This window comes from Acinetobacter sp. 797_lipA, assembly GCF_058243025.1.
On record NZ_JBZAYQ010000001.1, the window covers coordinates 48441 to 67906 of the forward strand.

The window sequence follows — 19466 nt, forward strand, 5'->3', positions numbered from 1 at the left end:
TTGTATTTCATATAAATAAAACTCATGCAAAATTTAAAAATTATTCATAGAAGTTTTGTATTGCAAGGCGATTGAACGGGTTATAGTAGTTTCCATATGCAATTGAATGTCAGCTCATCGGTTAAAATGTAGCGCGCAAACATACTGCCTTCGATAATTTAGGTCGAGATGCCTAAAAACGAGATTTACGCAGAATGCGAATATGTTATGTTTAAATTTTTGACAGTTTGACACTCTCAGAACTCAGATTTTAGCCAGAGTGAATGTGGACATTCATCTCAAGCACAACTATGTTGGAAAAGTACAATGCCTGACTATCGTTCAAAAACATCAACACACGGAAGAAACATGGCGGGTGCGCGTGGCTTATGGCGCGCAACGGGGATGAAAGACGAAGACTTTGGTAAGCCGATTATTGCGGTAGTCAACTCATTCACTCAATTTGTACCGGGTCACGTCCATTTAAAAGACTTAGGTCAACTTGTGGCACGTCAAATTGAGGCGGCAGGCGGCGTAGCTAAAGAATTTAATACCATTGCAGTGGATGATGGTATTGCGATGGGACACGATGGCATGCTGTATTCATTGCCTTCACGTGACTTGATTGCGGACTCAGTGGAATACATGGTCAATGCGCACTGTGCTGATGCGATGGTCTGTATTTCGAACTGTGACAAAATTACCCCAGGCATGTTGATGGCGTCTATGCGCTTGAATATTCCTGTGGTGTTCGTCTCTGGTGGGCCGATGGAAGCGGGTAAAGTGAAAATCCGTGGTAATGAACACGCGATTGACCTTGTCGATGCCATGATTGTCGCAGCAGATGACAGCTTCACTGATGAAGAAGTGGCTGAATACGAACGTTCAGCTTGTCCAACCTGTGGTTCGTGTTCAGGCATGTTTACAGCAAACTCAATGAACTGTTTAACCGAAGCGTTGGGTCTATCCCTTCCGGGCAATGGTTCAACCTTAGCGACCCATGCGAACCGTAAAAAACTATTCGAGCGTGCAGGTCAGTTGATCGTTGAAATTACCAAACGCCATTACGAACAAAACGATTACAGCTTATTGCCACGCTCAATCGCGACCAAAGCAGCCTTTGAAAATGCCATGACGCTGGATATTTCAATGGGTGGTTCAACCAATACCGTTTTACACTTGTTGGCAGCAGCGCATGAAGCGGAAGTTGACTTTACCATGACCGACATTGACCGTTTGTCACGTAAAGTGCCGGTACTGTGTAAAGTTGCACCTGCAAAACAAGATGTGCACATGGAAGATGTCCATCGTGCAGGTGGTATCATGTCGATCTTGGGTGAATTGGATCGTGCCGGTTTATTGGATACGTCTGTACCGACTGTGCATGAAAAAACCTTAAAAGATGCTTTGGATAAGTGGGACATCATTCGTACTGAAGATGAAGACGTTTATCAATTCTTCCGTTCAGCACCGGGTGGTGTGCCGACGCAAACCGCATTTTCACAAGACCGTTACTACTCTCGTTTAGATAGTGACCGTGACAACGGCGTGATTCGTAATGCTGAACATGCCTTCTCTCAAGATGGGGGGTTGGCTGTCCTGTACGGTAACATTGCACTTGAAGGCTGTATTGTGAAAACAGCTGGTGTAGATGATTCCATCTTAAAATTCAACGGCACCGCACGTGTGTTTGAAAGCCAAGATGCAGCGGTAGAAGCGATTCTAGGTGGAAAAATCACCGCTGGTGATGTGGTGGTGATTCGTTACGAAGGACCACGTGGTGGTCCGGGTATGCAAGAAATGTTGTATCCAACCAGTTACTTAAAATCGAAAGGCCTTGGTAAAGACTGTGCTTTACTCACCGATGGTCGTTTCTCGGGAGGTTCATCAGGTCTATCGATTGGTCACGTGTCGCCTGAAGCGGCTGAAGGTGGTGCAATTGGTTTGGTGGAAGATGGCGACCGTATCGAGATCGATATTCCAAACCGTAGTATTCACTTAGCGGTGGATGAAGCAACCATGGCTGCACGCCGTGAAGCACAAGAAGCCAAAGGCTGGCAACCTGCTGAACAGCGTCCACGTAAAGTGTCTAAAGCCTTAAAGGCTTATGCAATGCATACCACCAGTGCGTCTAAAGGCGCAGTACGTGAAATTTAATCGGTAGGTTTTACGGATAAGAAAGAGCACTCCTTTGGGGGTGCTTTTTTATGGATTAATGAAAATAGCACAGTCACATTTTACAGTACGGTTTGTACTGTTATTGCGTAGACGAGGTTTTACTTTTGACGGCACAAAAGTAACAAAATGCCTTTGTTCCCCTGATATGGCGTCCCTGCCATACAGTGAAACAGCGACATCCATGTCGCTTCATCATTTGACCTGATTTGGGTAGAACCACAATAAATGGGTTCATGTAATTCCTAGTGAGTCGCTTTCATGTCTAGCCTGCTTTCTATACAATAAAAACAGAAAAAATTGCCAAGACTGTAGAGCAATACGCAGCCATCGCTAAGGACAAATACAATGAGTAAAGACAATATCCGCGAACATTCAGCCCCAGTTTATGAAGGCATCGAAAATGCACCTGCACGTTCCATGATGCGTGCCACAGGCTTTAAAGATTCAGACTTTACTCGTCCCTTTGTCGGTATTGCATCTACTTGGGCCAATGTCACGCCGTGTAATATGCACATCGATGGTTTGGCACGTGAGGCTGAAAAAGGGGTTAATCAAGCTGGCGGTAAAGGCATTATTTTTAATACCATTACCATTTCTGACGGGATCTCGAACGGCACCGAAGGCATGAAATACTCGTTGGTTTCTCGTGAAATTATTGCTGATTCGATTGAAGCCGTGGTGGGCTGTCAGGCCTATGATGGGGTGATTGCCATTGGTGGCTGTGACAAAAACATGCCAGGTTGCATCATGGGTTTGGCGCGTTTGAACCGTCCGGGTTTGTTTGTTTATGGCGGAACCATTAAGCCGGGCGCAGGGCATACTGACATGATCTCAGTCTTTGAAGCTGTGGGGCAGCACGCCAAAGGTGAAATCAGTGCCATTCAAGTCAAACAGATTGAAGAAGTGGCACTGCCGGGGCCGGGTTCATGTGGTGGCATGTACACTGCAAATTCGATGGCCTCTGCGATTGAAGCCTTGGGCATGAGTTTGCCGGGCTCCTCTGCACAAGAGGCGGTTTCGGATGACAAGCGGATCGACTGTCAAAAAGCAGGTGAAGCGGTGATGAATTTGCTGCGTTTAGACCTGAAGCCACGCGACATTATGACCAAAGCCGCGTTTGAAAATTCAATTAAAGTGCTGATTGCTTTGGGCGGTTCGACCAATGGCGTGCTGCACTTACTGGCGATGGCACATACCGCTGGGGTTGAACTGAGTTTGGATGATTTTGTCCGTATTGGGCAAGATATTCCTGTGGTAGCCGATGTGCGCCCATCTGGTAAATATTTGATGTCTGAGCTGATCACGATTGGGGGCATTCAACCGCTGATGAAACGCATGCTGGATGCTGGCATGCTGGATGGTTCATGTTTAACGGTAACTGGAAAGACCTTGGCTGAAAATTTGGCAGAGGTTGAAGACTACCCTGAAGGTCAGCAGATTATTTTACCGTTTGATGCACCAATTAAAAAAGACTCTCACTTGGTGGTGCTTAAAGGTAACCTGTCTCCAACAGGTGCTGTGGCTAAAATTACTGGCAAAGAAGGCCTGTACTTTGAAGGGCCAGCGCGTGTCTTTGAAGGTGAAATCGGTGCGATGCGTGGCATTTTAGATGGTGAAGTTCAAGCGGGTGAGGTGGTGGTGATTCGTGGTGAAGGGCCTAAAGGTGGACCGGGCATGCCAGAAATGCTGAAACCGACCTCAGCGATTATTGGTAAAGGTCTCGGTAAATCAGTGGCACTGATCACCGATGGTCGTTTCTCAGGAGGTAGTCATGGTTTTGTCATTGGTCATGTCACCCCAGAAGCCTATGAAGGTGGGCCAATTGGTTTAGTGCAAAATGGCGATAAAATCTCGATTAATGCAGAAACCCGCGAAATGACGTGGCATGTTTCGGCAGAAGAGATCGCAGCGCGTCAAGCCGCGTGGGTGAAACCGCAACCGAATTATCGTTATGGGGCTTTGGCCAAGTTTGCAAAACTGACCACTGGTGCGGAAAAAGGCGCGGTAACTGATCTAAATTTAGATGTCTAATTGATCATTTTGCTGTGAATTGATATAAACCCTTGTAGTACTTTCAAGGGTTTAATTTAGAGGCTTTGCTCATGTCACTGTTGCGTCGATGGTTCGATCCGATTCGATCGCGTTGGTTTTACCAAAAACCGATTCGTCAAACGGTCGTATCTACAGAACAAGGCTTGAGTATTCATTTACGCCTCGACGATGTATATAGCTATTTAGCGGTTCAGCAGTTACCACAAATTGAAGAAATTTTAGCGGACGAACTGAAGCCATTGAAGGTGGTCATTTCAAGTCAGGCTGCTGAACCCCCGAACCAAATGTCGGCTTTGGAGTGGCAAACTTATTGTTTAAATGATGCCAAAATTCTGTCGCGTCAGCACCGTTTTAGCTTCCATGAAACGCCAGAACAACCTAGTCCAGAGGCATTGAGCCAAGCGGAAACCATCTTGCGGCATACGCCGCTGCGTGGGCAGGACTTTTTGTATTTGCTTGAAGATGTGTTTCACATGCTGTGGCAAAAACAAGAGGGTAAGCTGCGCACCTTATATGCGATGGCCAGCCGTCATCATCAAGAGCAACACTTTCCAGAACGTATTTTTAATGATGATGCGGTACTGGCCAGTTACTTCCAGCTCGGTGACCGTCAGTATCATGCCGTCGATGATCTGCTGCGTTTAACGCGTCGTTTAAAACAACAAAAATTATTTACCGATAACCCAATTTTCTTGATCAATCATATTGATTGGCGTGAGCATTTGATTAGTGATGCTGAAGAATTAAATGAAATTCAGGCGCTCGATCCAGAGTTAGACCTATACATTGCGCTGGAAGATCCAATTTCATGGTTGTTATTGGCCTATATTAAAGAAGAACTGGCCGATTATTATAATATTCAGCTCAATGTCTACCCGCTCAGTTATCACGGTCGAGACGGGTTTGATTGGAGTTTGGCAACGCGTTTATCCAAACGGACAGAAATCAAATTCACACCGTTTTGCCGTCCGACGCAAGCAGCCACTTTGGCGATGGCACAGTTATTTTATAGCGTGCCTGAAGAGCAGCGCGTTGATGCCATGTATCGGATTTTGAAAGCCGTTTGGACCCAAGGCAAAGATTTATCCTTTAAATCGCATTTTGATCAACTGATGCAAGAATTGGAAATCACAGCATTGATCACCGAAGATGTAGAAGCCAAGCTTCAAGAAAATGACATGCTCTGTGAAATGAAGTCCCAGCCTGATTTCCCCGTGATTGAACTGCGTGTGGATGGGCAGAGCTATGTCTTTAATAGTTTGTATCGCGTCTGGATGATTGAAAGTATTTTCAGTAATGTGCTGGAAGATCAATATAAAACCGACCCTGTGGATGAAAGCGAAGGCTGAGTTTTGTATACCTCTTATTGATCAAAACAGTCCAATGACACATGAAACCTAAAGCCGATGGTGTTTTTAGGCTGAGTCATTGAAGTGCTTATTAATAATGTTAATGAGGTTTAACAATTAAATTCATTGTTAAATTTTATTAATAAATAGGCTTCCAAATGAAAATGATTATAATTGGCATTCTTTCTGTCTGTTGATCGATGTTATACGTTTTCATATTTCTTCTTTGAGTTTATCCATTCTGGCCGTGATGACTACAGCAGCATTTGCTCAGGGCGAGACACAAGAAACAGCATCATCCCAAGTTTTACCGACTTTGCAATTTGAAGCCCAAGATGCAGATGAAAAAGCGGCATATGCAGCAAAAACTGCATCAGCTGTTTTGCGTTCAGATGCACCGCTGTTTGAAACAGCACAATCGATCAGCGTGATTAGTGAAAAACAACTCGAACAGAAACAAGCGAAAACACTGTCTGAAGCCTTGCAGGGTGTAGCGGGGGTCACCGCAGGACAGTATGGTCGCCGTGGTTGGGATGACTTTATTATTCGTGGGCAGGTTTCCAGCGCACAGACTTATGTCGATGGCTTGCGTATTCAAACTTCTGATAATGCCCTACGTTCAGAAGACATCAGTGGTTTACAGTCGATTGAAGTGGTGAAAGGGCCGACATCAACGGGTTTTGGCTTTGCCTTGCCGGGTGGCCTAGTTAACTTAACCACCAAACGTCCTGAAGCTGAAACTTTTTCTCGGGGCAGTGTGAGCTATGGCAGCAATGCCTTTGTGGATAGCACATTTGATATCAACTATGCGCCAAATGATAGCGAAAAAGGGGCGTTTCGTGTGGTGGGTCATGCCTCTGACCAAGATGATCCAACCGATTATGTTTATTATAAAAATTATTATATTGCACCGTCTTATAATTTTGACTTAGGTGAAAAAGACGAACTGTCTGTGATTGCCAGCTATCAGCATCGGGATTTTATTCGCCAGCAGGGGATTCCCTATAGTAATGGCGCTTATAAAAACTATTCACAGAGCTTATTTTTTGGCGTGCCGAATCTAAGCAATACGGTCGATGTTCTGCGCTTAGGGTCGAACTATGCGCATTATTTTGATAATGGCTGGACCTTTAAGCAAAATTTTGCAGTCACTAAAACCGATGCAGATAACAATCCTGTATTGGCAGCTAGTGGCGCTTCTTTACCAACCTTCAGACGGACGGTGGAAAGACAGATTAAAGATGATGTGAATTTTGCGCTGGATCATAATTTGTCGCGTCATTTTGATTGGGGCAAAATCCAATATGATTTGATGGTTGGTTTGGACATGATGCATGAACGCAGTGATTACGAGCGTCGAAGTGATAAAGTGGAGACTCCATTTGATGCGGATAATCCGATCTATACGCCTATTGCAAAGGCGACCACGACCAAATCACATCAAATTACGGATACCCAATATATGGGCATATATCTGCGTAATACTTTTAAAATTGATGATCATTGGATCTTGGGCTTATCGGGTCGTCATGACTGGACACAGGTCGAAGTCGATGACCTTTTCAATGATACGACGCTGAAAAACTCGGACAATGCTTTCACGGGTAATGCATCTTTGATGTATCAAATTAATGATAAGTTTGCGCCCTATGTGAGTTATGCAACCTCATTCTTTCCTGTGAGCGACACTGGCGCTGGCGGAACATTATTGGACCCTGAAGAGGGAGAGCAGTTTGAGGTTGGGGTTAAGTTTCAGGGGTTGAATCAACGGTTGCAAGGCTATGTGGCTTATTATGATTTAACCCGTCAGAATGTCACAGAGCCAGATTCAACAAATACTCATCACGTACAAATTGGTGAGCAAAAGACCAAAGGCTTTGAAACGGAATTATCCGCTGCGTTGACGGATCAATGGAACCTGACCGCAACCTATAGTTATATTCCTACAGCCAAAATTACTGAAAGTGAAACTAGCAGCGATATTGGCAAGCGAATTAACCATGTGCCTAAAAATGCCGCCTCTTTATCAACCCAATACTTCTTTGCAGATGAGCAATTGGGCTGGAATATTGGTGCAGCTGCAACTTATCAAGGCGAGCGTACAGCACAACGTGGGACTTCTTATGTACCGCTATCGAGCTATACGCTCTATGACGTCAGTGCTGGCTATGAAGCGAAAAATTGGGGTGCAAAGTTCAGTGTAAAAAACCTGTTTGATAAAGAGTATTTAGTCGGAACCACACCAAATGCGCAATTGGTCAATTGGGGCGATCCACGTACTTTCCGCTTCAGCCTAAATTTTAAATACTAAGCAGAATCGCACTGCATCACATCTGGATTCAATAACAGTTGAGTCCAGACCATTCTTTCCAGTAAGCCTCAATCTTTGGTTGAGGCTTACTTCTAAAAACAGTGATATGAGCCCAGATTTAAATTTTATAGCATGGCGCTAAGTGTTTAGAGAGAAGCGTCATGCTTGCTTTTGTTATTTTTGTTTTTGCTGTCGCAGGCATGATTAAAGGTACCATTGGTCTGGGTTTGCCCGCCGTGTCGATGGGACTTTTATCTTTGGTGATTAGCCCATTTCAAGCGGCAACTTTGCTGATTATCCCTTCCATGGTCACGAACTTTTGGCAATTGTTTGCAGAAGGGCGTGTACTGCGACTGGTACAACGCTTTTGGCCGTTGCTGGTGGGCATGATCATTGGTTCAGTTTGGAGTGTTTTTCCTACGCTCGGACATGGCGAATTTCAAAGTGAAGCGCTGTTGGGCGGGATGCTGGCCATTTATGGTCTATATGGTTTGTTTGCCAAAAACATGCCCAACTTAGCCCCGTATGAAAAATATTTATCACCGATCATGGGCTATTTGGGCGGTGCTTTGACGGTGGCGACAGGAGTGGTGGTGATTCCCGTGGTGCCGTATTTGCAGTCCTTGCATTTGAAACGGGATGATTTGGTACAATCGCTCGGCCTTGCCTTTACCGTTTCAACTTTGTGTTTGGCCACGTATTTACATCTAAATCCTGTTGAAGATACTCCAATTGACTATCAACTGTCGTTGATCGCACTGCTGCCTGCATTGCTCGGAATGTGGTTGGGCACTAAAATTCGCTACCGCATTCCTGAACAAGCCTTTCGTAAGGTGTTCTTTGTGAGCCTAGTGCTATTTGGCAGTTATATGGTTTTACATCAACTGGGCTGGCTTTAATGCGGCCTGAGTTGGTCATGTTGGCTCAAGAGGAATTGACTAAAGCGTTGGTAATCTACTGCGAGCTGATCAAAACACCGTGCCGCTAATAGCAACTTGCGGTTGGCCCATTTGCCAAAGAGTTCAACCTGCTGAAAATCATACTGTACTTTTAAACGTAGGGCTGCCCGTTTGGGAATAATCGCAATGCCGACGCCATTGGCAACGACTTGGGCGATCGCGGCAAAGTTCGGCACCCGTAGACGATAGTGGATGTCACAGCCTAAGCGTTTGGCTTGAGCTTCTATTGACTGTTGTAAGGAGTGATATTGCATAAGGCCCACAAATGGATGTTGCAGTAATTCTCCCAGTTCTAGTTGTGCCGCAGTGGCAAGTGGATGCTGGCTTGGGCAGATCAGTACCAACGGGTCTTCAGCAAACTCTTGAGTTTCAAGCTGCCCTGCATCAAAAAAACCAGAGATCAGCCCCAACTGCGCCGTACCTGTACTGAGGGCCTGAATGATGTCATTGGTTTCGGCTTCTTTTAATTCAATATGAATCTTCGGATTTTCCATTAAATACTGCGGCAATAAATGAGGTAAATACTCACTCTGCGCCGATGAGTTGCACCACAATATAATGTTGCTCGTTGCACTGTGAGCAAAGGGCAGCATGGCTTGTTGTAATTGCTGCTGTTGTTGCAGTAAGTGCTGCGCATGTTCCGCAAAGGTTTGTCCAGCAAGGGTCGCTTTTACCCCAGTTGCATGGCGGGTAAATAAACTGACTTCAAAATGCTGTTCTAATTTTTTAATTCGCTCACTGGCGGCCTGTAAAGAAATGGCGGAGCGTTCTGCGCCCTTGGTCAGACTGCCTGTACTCAGGATATTGATAAACAATTGCAGATCAAAAAAATCAAGGCGCATGGCAGGGTCAAAGCGGAAAATGTTGCTTTATCTTAGTCTTTTTTGCGCTTTGAGACATCCTTTTAGCGTAGCGGCGTGTGTAATCGGAGCCAGAGTATCAGAGCAAAAAAAGCAGCCCGAAGGCTGCGATCAAAAATGGACTCTCAAAAGATAAGGCGGATTAATCTTTTTGCCCTAAGCTGAAGAACCAGTTCAAGAACAATGCTGCAAACGTAGCAGTACCAATACCACCCAAGTTAAAGTTGCCAATTTGTAAGGCAAAATCACCTGTACCTAAAATGATGGTGACTGCAGCGACCATCAGGTTTTTGTTCTGTGAAAAATCGACTTTGTTTTCAATCCAGATTTTTGCACCTGCGATGGTGATCAAACCAAACACCACAATTGACGCACCGGTTAAAATTGCGGTCGGAATGGTATGGATGATGGCACCAAACTTCGGTGACAGACCCAAGAAAATGGCAAACACACCTGCAATGGCAAAAATGATGGTCGAGTAAACCCGAGTGACCGCCATGACCCCAATGTTTTCACCATAGGTGGTCATGCCTGGTGCGCCGACACCCCCTGCTAAAGTCGTTGCAACACCATCGGCAACAAACGCTTTACCAATGTGTGGATCAAGGTTTTCACCAGTCATTGCACTCACGGCTTTAATGTGACCGAGGTTTTCTGCGACCAAAATTAACGCGATCGGTGCAATGATCATCATGGCATTGGCATTAAATTCAGGCGCATGAAAAGTTGGTAAACCAAACCAAGCGGCTTGTTGAATCGGGGCAAAATTAATCGCTGTGCCATAGCCCATAACATTGGTCACGATGAAATAGACCAAGTAAGACAGTAACAAACCAATTAATAATAAGAGACGCTGCAATAAACCACGGGTAAAGACGGCAATCGAGCCCATACATAATACGGTAACCAGTGCCATCCACATATTAAAGGAATTGCCCGCAACGCCTTTGACCGTCACTGGGGCAAGGTTGAGACCAATAATCATCACCACAGCACCTGTCACCACAGGCGGCATCAGTTTTTCAATCCACTTGGTGCCCGTTGCCATGACCATAAAACCAAACAAGGTATAGAGCACGCCGCAGGCAATAATACCGCCGCCCGCCATAGCTAAATTTGGATTGAGTGCGCCTGTGCCCGATGCGGTATAGCCCGTTGCTGCAATCACGACCCCAATAAATGCAAAACTTGAACCTAAATAGCTTGGAACACGCCCACCCGTCATAATAAAGAACAAGATGGTACAAATCCCGGACATTAAAATAGCAAGGTTGGGATCGAAGCCCATTAAGAAAGGTGCAAGAACCGTTGCTCCAAACATGGCAAAGGCATGCTGCACACCTAAAATTGCACTTTGTGAAGCAGGGAGGTATTCACTTGTGCCAACAGGACGTGCATCGATATTGCCTTCGTACGGGCGCCATTTGGGAAACCAGTTGGACATTTTTTGAGCACTCTAAAGATAAATTGTGCACATCATACTCTTGTTTTTTAGAAGATTTAATCAGTGATACAAAAAATTGTTCAAACTAATCTTATGACTTTTCAGAACTTTTTACCGCATGGTAAAACTTTTTATTTTTAAAAATAATGATAAATCAAGGTTTAATTGGTAAATTTAGCCAATCGCTTATTCATAAATATTTATGATTGGATTGATAAAAAAAATTATAAAAGGTTTGACCATGCGTTCAATAAAAAAGCACATCATAGTGATGTGCTTTAAATGGGGCGGGCTTAAAACTTTATCCTGTGTTACGAAGACCCGCTGCAATGCCGGCAATACTCACCATAAGTGCATGATCTACAGGTGTATTTGTTTCCTGACGCTCTTCTAGATAGCGGCGGCGACGTTTCATTAACTCTGCTTGGAGTAAATGCAGCGGCAATAAATACGGTTTGCGCACTCTCATCGACTGATCTAAAACCTCGTTACTGCTGAGGAGTTTAGACTCACCTTTAAGCGCTAACAGGGTTTGCACCGCATACTTTAAGCGCTGACGCAGATGTTCACCGAGCACTTTCAAGTCTTCATCATCGGTCAGATGCGACTCATAATACAACGCCACATGAGCATCAGATTTCGAAAGCACCATTTCCAACATATCAATCAGGGTTTGGAAATACGGCCATGCCACCAGCATTTCATCTAAAGTGGCTTTATGTCCTTGATCAATCACTTGGTTAATTGCTGCGCCTGTACCTAACCAAGCGGGTAGCATCAAACGAATCTGGGTCCACGCAAATACCCAAGGAATGGCACGTAAGGACTCAATGCCGCCAGTGACTTTACGTTTTGCAGGGCGTGAGCCAAGCGGTAACATTTGTAGTTCAAGTTCTGGCGTGACGGTGCGTAAATATTTGACGAAGTGCGGGTTTTCTCGTACGGTTTGGCGATACACCTGTACCGACAAATCGGTCATGCTGTGCATTAATTCGCGCCACTCAGGTTTTGGGACGGGCGGTGGAAGTAAAGTGGCTTCTAAAGTGGCAGCGGTATAAATCTCTAAGTTTTGCAGCGCAATGCCTTCTAAGCCAAACTTGAAGCGAATCATTTCACCTTGTTCAGTGACTCGAATTGCACCTGAAATCGAACCAGGTGGCTGTGAAAACAGGGCTTGTTGCGTTGGCGCACCGCCGCGGCTGATGGAACCGCCACGACCATGAAATAGTGTGAGTTGTATGCCATGCGTTTTCGCAATTGCGGTTAATTCTTCTTGCGCACGGTACTGTGCCCAATTGGCTGACATAAAACCTGCATCTTTTGCCGAGTCAGAATAGCCAATCATGACTTCATGCTTGCCCTGAATATGCTGTTTATACCAATGCATATTGAATAGGGTATTCATGGTGGCTGCGGCGCCATCTAGGTCTTTCAATGTTTCAAACAATGGCACTACACGTAGTGGATGTTGGATGCCTGCTTCTTTTTGCAAAAGCAGTACCGCCAGCACATCACTTGGATATTCAGCCATCGAAATAATGTAGGCACCTAAACTTTCTTGAGGCTGCGCTGCCAAAGTACGCATGGTGGCAAACACTTCTTGCACTTCAGGTTGTTCAATTAAACTTTGCGCAGGTTCATTTAAATGCTTCGGCAACAGTGGACGTTTGCTTTGTAGCTCTTGCAATAAGAAGTTTTGACGCGCTTGTTCGGTCCACGTTTCAAAATTACCCAGACCCAAATATTCAGTAATGGCCGAAATTGCTTGGCGATGACGGCCTGACTCTTGACGAATATCCAGTTTTAGCAGTTCAATCCCGAAACAGTTCACCCGATGGATAAAGTCCAGCAGTTTCCCATTGGCAATTTCAGGCAGATTGCTGGCAATCAAAGAGCGATAGCACAGCAGTAAAGGCTGGAGCAGTTCATCTTTGGCTTTAATCACCAAGCTGTCATCGGCATCGGCACCGCGCAGTTTTTCTGCGAGCCAATGGCGCGTAGCTTTTAGCCGTTCGCGGGTATCGCGTAAATATTCACGGTAGGGTTCAGGATGGTCTTGACCCAAGGCTTGGCGCAGTTCATCGCTACAGCTTTGAATCGACAGTTCCCAACGTAAATCTTCAATGTCACGTAAATAAAGATCAGCCGCTTTCCAACGCGATAGCCACAGGACTTCTTGAGTAATGTTGTGTGTCACATTCGGGTTGCCGTCACGGTCACCACCCATCCATGAAGCGAAACGTACAGGTGCCACATGTAAAGGCAGACGTTGCCCACAGTGCTCAATCACCATGTCGTCTAGTTCACGCATGAACTTCGGCACGGCATTCCATAAGGTTTGCTCAATAGTAGTAAAGCCCCATTTTGCTTCATCGACTGGGGTTGGACGGTGTTGACGAATTTCATCGGTCTGCCATGCCGAACAGATCAGTTGTTTTAAGTCTTCAAGGACTGTCTGGCGCTCACGAGGGGTCAGTTTTTGCTGATCCATTTTAAATAAGGCATCGTTGATACCATCATATTTTTGGATCAGGGTACGGCGGCTAACTTCAGTGGGGTGAGCGGTGAGAACCAGTTCAATATTTAAATCACAGATTTGCTGGAACAGCGTATCGGTTGAAATGTCGTTATTTTTAAATTTAGCAAAGAGGTGGTCGAGCGGATTTGGAGAGGGTGCGGTCTCATCAAATTCACTTTGACGACGGCTACGGACCACATGGTATTGCTCCGCAATATTGGCAAAGTTCAAAAAGTGGGTAAAGGCACGCGTCAGCGGCAGAATTTCATCATCTTCAAGGCTGAAAAACAGTTGTTCCAGCTTTTTTTCGGCTTCAACTTGACCATCCCGCGCCCCTTTGGATAAGGCCCGAATTTGCTCGACCTGATTAAACAAATCTTGTCCTGCATGCTCCTTGAGGGTTTCACCCAATAGGTTACCGAGTAATCGGACATCTTCACGTAGTGGAGCATCAATTTGTTGAATCATGATTATTATTCCCTCGTTGTTCTTAATTTGACTATACCCCGATTCGATGACAATCCAAGTAGGGGCAGACAAAAGTAGGGGATTAATTGCTGAATTTAGAAGCAAATGAACAACTTAGGGCAAGAAATTGTTTTAAAGGAAAGAGGGTTTTTAATTTCAAGCATTTGAATTAATTATAAAAATATAAATTTAATTAACCGAATCTTAAGGTTTTTGTAAGGGGTATTTTAATAAAAAAATCGCAATGGCTTCTTGAATCAGTTGCTCGCGTTGTTCGGCATTGGGCACTTCATTCATCCCCAGTAACATTTCTTGGTGACGATATCCAAACAGCAAAGACATTAATAAGGTGATGACCTCGTTGACTTGTTCAAACCGAAGAACGCCTAAGGCTTGAGCTTGGGCAAAGAACTGTTCCTAAATCGCCCGCATTTTGAGGTGGGAGGCTTTATAGAAGTTCTCTAGCAATGGGTTTTGTTCAGCGGCCAGCTGTAATAACAGGTGCTCCAGCTTGATGGCCTCAGGCAGGTTAATAATATGCATTGATAACGCACAGATCTGTTTGAGCATAGGCACAAAGTCTTCGGCACGTTGCAATTGAAATGAACGACCCAGCATCAGCTTTTCACAGGTTTCCTCAATCGCACAGCTGAACAGATTGGCTTTGTCCTGAAAATGGTTATACACCGTGAGTTTGGTGACGTGCGCTTCCTTGGCAATATGGTCCATGCTGGAGCCGTGGTAGCCATGTTGTAAAAACAACTGACGTGCCACCTCCAAAATACGTTGCCGTTTTTCTAAATCCTTGGGACGTCCTGCTGAAGCTTGCACACATTTTCCTAAAAAAAAGTTCAAAAAGTCATTTACATCTGAGCATATCTTTAATTAGTGTACTACACAGTATATTAATTAAAAAATAACCAAGTTAAGTCTGGATATTGTGCCTGATTAATTGGTGGTTATGGAAGAAGAGCAGACTTCATGAGCAAAATTCAGACCCTTGTGGCAAGTATGATGGTGGTGTGTAGTATCACCTTGTGGGGATGTAGCAAAGACACGACCGAACCAGAGTCGGTGCCTTTGGTAATGGTGAGCCAACCGAATACCACGCATCTAGAACAAAAAAGCTATGCAGGCGAAGTGCAAGCCCGCCAACAAACTGCACTGTCCTTTCGTGTTGGGGGACAAGTCACGGAGCGTCTGGTCGATGTGGGAGACCAAGTCAAAGTCGGACAAGTTTTAGCACGCTTAGATGTACAAGATGCCCAGTTAGAACTCAATGCAGCAAAAGCACAGTTAGAGAGTGCCCAAGCGGCTGAAAAAAATGCGCAGGATGAACTCAAACGCTTTAAGCAATTATTACCGAGTAATGCAGTGAGTCGTTCACAGTACGACAGTGTTGAAAATCAATACAAAGCCGCACTGTCGAGCTTGAAACAAGCACAAGCCAATTATAACGTTACGCAAAACCAAACCAGTTATAACCAACTGATTGCCAATAAAAACGGCGTGATTACCGAGCGTAATATTGAAATTGGACAGGTGATTTCAGCAGGGCAACCCGCGTTTCAATTGGCCATTTCAGGTGATCGTGAAGTGGTGATTGGTGTGCCTGAACAAGCCATTGCTCAGATTAAAGTTGGACAAGATGCAATCGTCACTTTGTGGTCCAAACCCGATGAACGTTTTGCTGCCTACGTCCGTGAAATTTCGCCTGCCGCAGATCAGTCACGTACTTTTAGTGTCAAAGTGGCTTTGCGTGAAGGACAAAATACGATTCAACTGGGACAGAGTGCTCGGGTGTTTTTCAGCTCAACTGAAAGCAATGTGTTGAGTGTACCGTTAGCCAGTGTTTCCGCTGCAGGTAAAAATGCTTATGTCTGGGTGGTGAATGCTGACAACAGCATTCGTAGAGTCCCTGTCAGTGTGGGGGAGTATGGTCGAAACAGCGTTACCATTCGTTCAGGTTTACAGCCAAAGGACTATGTCGTGGTGGGTGGGGTGCATTTACTGCGTGAAAAACAAAAAATTCAGCCGATTAGCCGTGACAATAAAACGGTCAAGATTGCGACAGGGAGTTAAGCATGAACTATAACCTGTCGGAATGGGCCTTAAAGAATAAGGGCTTGGTCCTTTATTTGATGTTGTTACTGGGCATCGTGGGTGTGGTGTCTTATTCCAAACTAGCACAGAGCGAAGACCCACCTTTTACCTTCAAAGTGATGGTGGTACAGACCTATTGGCCGGGCGCAACGGCGCGTGAGGTGTCTGAACAGGTGACCGACCGTATTGAAAAAGAGCTGATGACCACGGGTAAGTATGAGCGCATTATGGCCTACTCCAGACCCGGCGAGTCGATGGTGACTTTTGTGGCACGAGATGCCATGCGCTCCAGTGAGATACCGGATGTGTGGTATGACGTACGCAAGAAGGTTGGAGACATCAAACATCAGCTGCCCAATGGGGTACAAGGACCATTCTTTAATGATGAGTTCGGCGATACTTTCGGCAACATTTATGTGCTGACGGGTAAAGACTTTGATTATGCGGTGATGAAAGAATATGCCGACCGTCTACAGTTACAACTGCAACGCGTCAAAGATGTCGCCAAGGTCAACTTGGTTGGGCTGCAAGATCAAAAGATTTGGATTGAAATTTCCAACACCAAGTCGGCGCAGTTAGGCATTCCTGTGACAGCGGTACAACAAGCTTTGCAACAGCAAAATACCATGGCCAGTGCAGGTTTTTTTGAAACAGAGTCGGATCGTATTCAACTCCGAGTCACAGGGCAAATTAAGAGCGTTGAAGAACTGCAACGTATGCCTTTATTGGTGAATGGAAAAACCATCCAGCTCAGCGATGTTGCCGACGTCTATCGTGGCTTTAGTGAACCTGCTCAACCCCGTATGCGCTTTATGGGGGAAAATGGCATTGGCATTGCGGTGTCGATGCGTAAAGGTGGCGACATCTTGGCTTTGGGTAAAAATTTAGAAACTGAGTTTTCCAAGCTGCAAAAAACCTTACCTTTAGGTATGGAGCTGAAAAAAGTTTCCGACCAGCCTGTGGCGGTGAAGCGTAGTGTCAACGAGTTCATGAAAGTTTTGGCTGAAGCGGTGATTATTGTACTGCTAGTCAGCTTTTTCTCGCTGGGTTTCCGTACTGGACTGGTGGTGGCATTCTCCATTCCACTGGTCTTGGCCATGACCTTTGCAGGCATGAATATTTTTGATGTCGGTCTCCATAAAATTTCCTTAGGTGCGCTGATTTTGGCGCTGGGACTCTTGGTCGATGACGCTATTATTGCTGTGGAAATGATGGCAATCAAAATGGAGCAAGGCTACAGTCGACTACAAGCAGCGGGGCATGCATGGCGAACCACTGCCTTTCCGATGTTGACGGGAACTTTGATTACCGCTGCGGGCTTTTTACCGATTGCCACGGCAGCGTCCAGCACAGGCGAATACACTCGCTCTATTTTCCAAGTGGTGACCATTGCCTTAATTGTGTCGTGGTTTGCAGCGGTGCTTTTTGTACCCTATTTGGGTGACAAACTCCTGCCCGATTTTAATAAAGAGCTGATTCAAAAAGCGCCGTGGTATAGCCGTTTGTGGGCACGTTTGCGCAAACAGCCAGAACCTCAGCCGATGGTGCATCATGCAGGTGAGCAACACGATCCTTATCAAACCAAGTTCTATCAAGGTTTTCGCCGTTGGGTCGATCTGTGTGTGACCTATCGCAAAACGGTCATTACGACGACGGTGGCTATTTTTGTGCTCTCGGTGTTGATGTTTAAGTTAGTACCACAGCAGTTTTTCCCGCCTTCGAATCGTGCCGAAATTTTGGTCGACTTAAAGCTTGAAGAAGGTGCATCTTTAACGGCAACTGAAAATGCGGTGAAAAAAGTTGAACAGTTCCTGTCGAAGCAGGAAGGCATAGATAATTATGTGGCATATGTGGGCACAGGCTCGCCACGTTTTTATTTACCGCTCGATCAGCAGCTACCACAAGCCAGCTTTGCTCAGTTTGTGGTCTTGGCTTCTTCACTGGATGATCGCAATGAAATTCGTAAATCCTTAGATACCCAAATCCGCCAGTTATTGCCCGATGTGCGTACTCGCGTCTCTTTACTTGAAAATGGCCCACCTGTCGGTTATCCACTTCAATATCGCGTGTCGGGTGAAGACTTGACCCAAGTGCGTGCTTGGGCGGATAAAGTCGCGGCGATGCTGAGTGCTAACCCCAACACCACCAATGTGCATTTGGACTGGGGTGAACCAAGCAAGATGATCAATTTAGAGATTGATCAAGACCGTGCCCGCCAAATGGGGGTGTCGAGTTTAGATTTGGCCAATTTCTTGAACAGCTCAATTTCAGGTGCCACCATTAACCAGTACCGTGAGAAACGAGAACTGATTGAAATCCGTTTACGTGGCGATCAAGCTGAGCGGGTTGAAGTAGCATCACTGGCGAGCCTTGCCGTTCCAACCTCAAATGGCGGAACAGTACCGTTGGCACAAATTGCCAAAATTGATTATAGCTTTGAAGAAGGTTTGATTTGGCATCGTAACCGCCTACCGACCATTACGGTACGTGCGGATATTCGGACCAAGTTACAACCGGCCACTGTGGTGGATGAAATGGCGGAGCAGATGAATCAGCTGCGTGCGGAACTACCGAATGGTTATTTGGTTGAAGTGGGCGGCACAGTGGAGGAGTCTGCACGTGGGGGTAAATCGGTCGCAGCAGGCATGCCTTTGTTCTTGGCCGTGGTCATGACTTTGCTGATGATTCAACTGCGCAGTATGTCTCGTGCCACGATTGTCTTGCTCACCGCACCTTTAGGTTTGATCGGCGTGGTGTTGTTCCTGCTACTGTTTAATAAACCTTTTGGCTTTGTTGCGATGTTGGGCACCATTGCCTTGTCGGGCATGATCATGCGTAACTCGCTGATCTTGATTGATCAGATTGAGCAAGACATTCAAGCGGGGCATGAATCATGGGATGCGATCATCGATGCGACGGTGCGACGTTGTCGACCAATTGTGCTGACGGCATTGGCAGCTGTTCTGGCGATGATCCCACTATCTAGAAGTATTTTCTTTGGACCTATGGCCGTTGCGATCATGGGCGGACTGATTGTGGCGACGCTATTAACCCTGTTCTTTTTACCAGCCTTGTACGCGCAGTGGTTTAAAGTAAAAAAAATTAGCCATAAGCCGTAAATTTATGCCAATATCAGGTGCGAAACGTTGAAAATTTCAATATAGTAGCACCTGAAATTTATGGCATTTTTATAAAGCAGTTTTTTGCTACACATTAAAAAATAAACGATGTGGCAAATGGGGTTA

General features: G+C 45.5%; 10 protein-coding genes and 1 pseudogene. 7 read left to right on the top strand and 4 right to left on the bottom strand.

Translation table 11 applies throughout. The annotated features are described in order from the left end of the window. The first annotated feature begins 306 nt into the window (after nt 1–306). The 5 genes from ilvD (AC4CU2_RS00205) (at nt 307) to AC4CU2_RS00225 (ending at nt 8768) form a co-directional block, all read left to right on the top strand. Nucleotides 307–2136, top strand: coding sequence for a dihydroxy-acid dehydratase (ilvD, locus tag AC4CU2_RS00205; RefSeq protein ID WP_490768140.1), 1830 nt, complete (start codon nt 307–309; stop codon nt 2134–2136). 366 nt (nt 2137–2502) lie between these two features. After that, on the top strand, nt 2503–4188 hold the full coding sequence (gene ilvD / locus AC4CU2_RS00210) for a dihydroxy-acid dehydratase (protein WP_438330901.1): 1686 nt from the start codon (nt 2503–2505) through the stop codon (nt 4186–4188). Between the two features lie 71 nt (nt 4189–4259). Continuing rightward, complete coding sequence (locus AC4CU2_RS00215) at nt 4260–5558, top strand: hypothetical protein (RefSeq protein WP_058870577.1); 1299 nt, start codon at nt 4260–4262, stop codon at nt 5556–5558. Between the two features lie 205 nt (nt 5559–5763). Further along, entirely contained in the window at nt 5764–7869 is a 2106-nt protein-coding gene (locus AC4CU2_RS00220; protein WP_438331089.1) for a TonB-dependent siderophore receptor, read from the top strand. A 161-nt stretch (nt 7870–8030) separates the two neighbouring features. Then, entirely contained in the window at nt 8031–8768 is a 738-nt protein-coding gene (locus AC4CU2_RS00225; RefSeq protein WP_438330902.1) for a sulfite exporter TauE/SafE family protein, read from the top strand. On the opposite strand, the gene AC4CU2_RS00230 is transcribed toward AC4CU2_RS00225, so the two are convergent. The 4 genes and pseudogenes from AC4CU2_RS00230 to AC4CU2_RS00245 form a co-directional block, all read right to left on the bottom strand. Then, a complete protein-coding gene (locus tag AC4CU2_RS00230) occupies nt 8765–9670 on the bottom strand; it encodes a LysR family transcriptional regulator (protein ID WP_490768141.1) in 906 nt (301 codons plus the stop codon). The genes AC4CU2_RS00225 and AC4CU2_RS00230 overlap by 4 nt on opposite strands. A gap of 160 nt (nt 9671–9830) precedes the next feature. Continuing rightward, on the bottom strand, nt 9831–11132 hold the full coding sequence (locus AC4CU2_RS00235; protein ID WP_058951473.1) for a solute carrier family 23 protein: 1302 nt from the start codon (nt 11130–11132) through the stop codon (nt 9831–9833). Nucleotides 11133–11433: 301 nt separating this feature from the next. After that, nucleotides 11434–14118, bottom strand: a complete 2685-nt coding sequence (gene ppc, locus AC4CU2_RS00240; protein ID WP_490768142.1) for a phosphoenolpyruvate carboxylase — start codon at nt 14116–14118, stop codon at nt 11434–11436. Nucleotides 14119–14322: 204 nt separating this feature from the next. Next, nucleotides 14323–14949 (bottom strand): annotated as a pseudogene (locus tag AC4CU2_RS00245) (TetR/AcrR family transcriptional regulator). A gap of 150 nt (nt 14950–15099) precedes the next feature. On the opposite strand from AC4CU2_RS00245, the gene AC4CU2_RS00250 reads away from it, so the two are divergent. Both AC4CU2_RS00250 and AC4CU2_RS00255 read left to right on the top strand, forming a co-directional pair. Beyond that, complete coding sequence (locus AC4CU2_RS00250) at nt 15100–16200, top strand: efflux RND transporter periplasmic adaptor subunit (protein ID WP_490768143.1); 1101 nt, start codon at nt 15100–15102, stop codon at nt 16198–16200. 2 nt (nt 16201–16202) lie between these two features. Continuing rightward, complete coding sequence (locus tag AC4CU2_RS00255) at nt 16203–19340, top strand: efflux RND transporter permease subunit (protein WP_490768144.1); 3138 nt, start codon at nt 16203–16205, stop codon at nt 19338–19340. Nucleotides 19341–19466 lie beyond the last annotated feature (126 nt).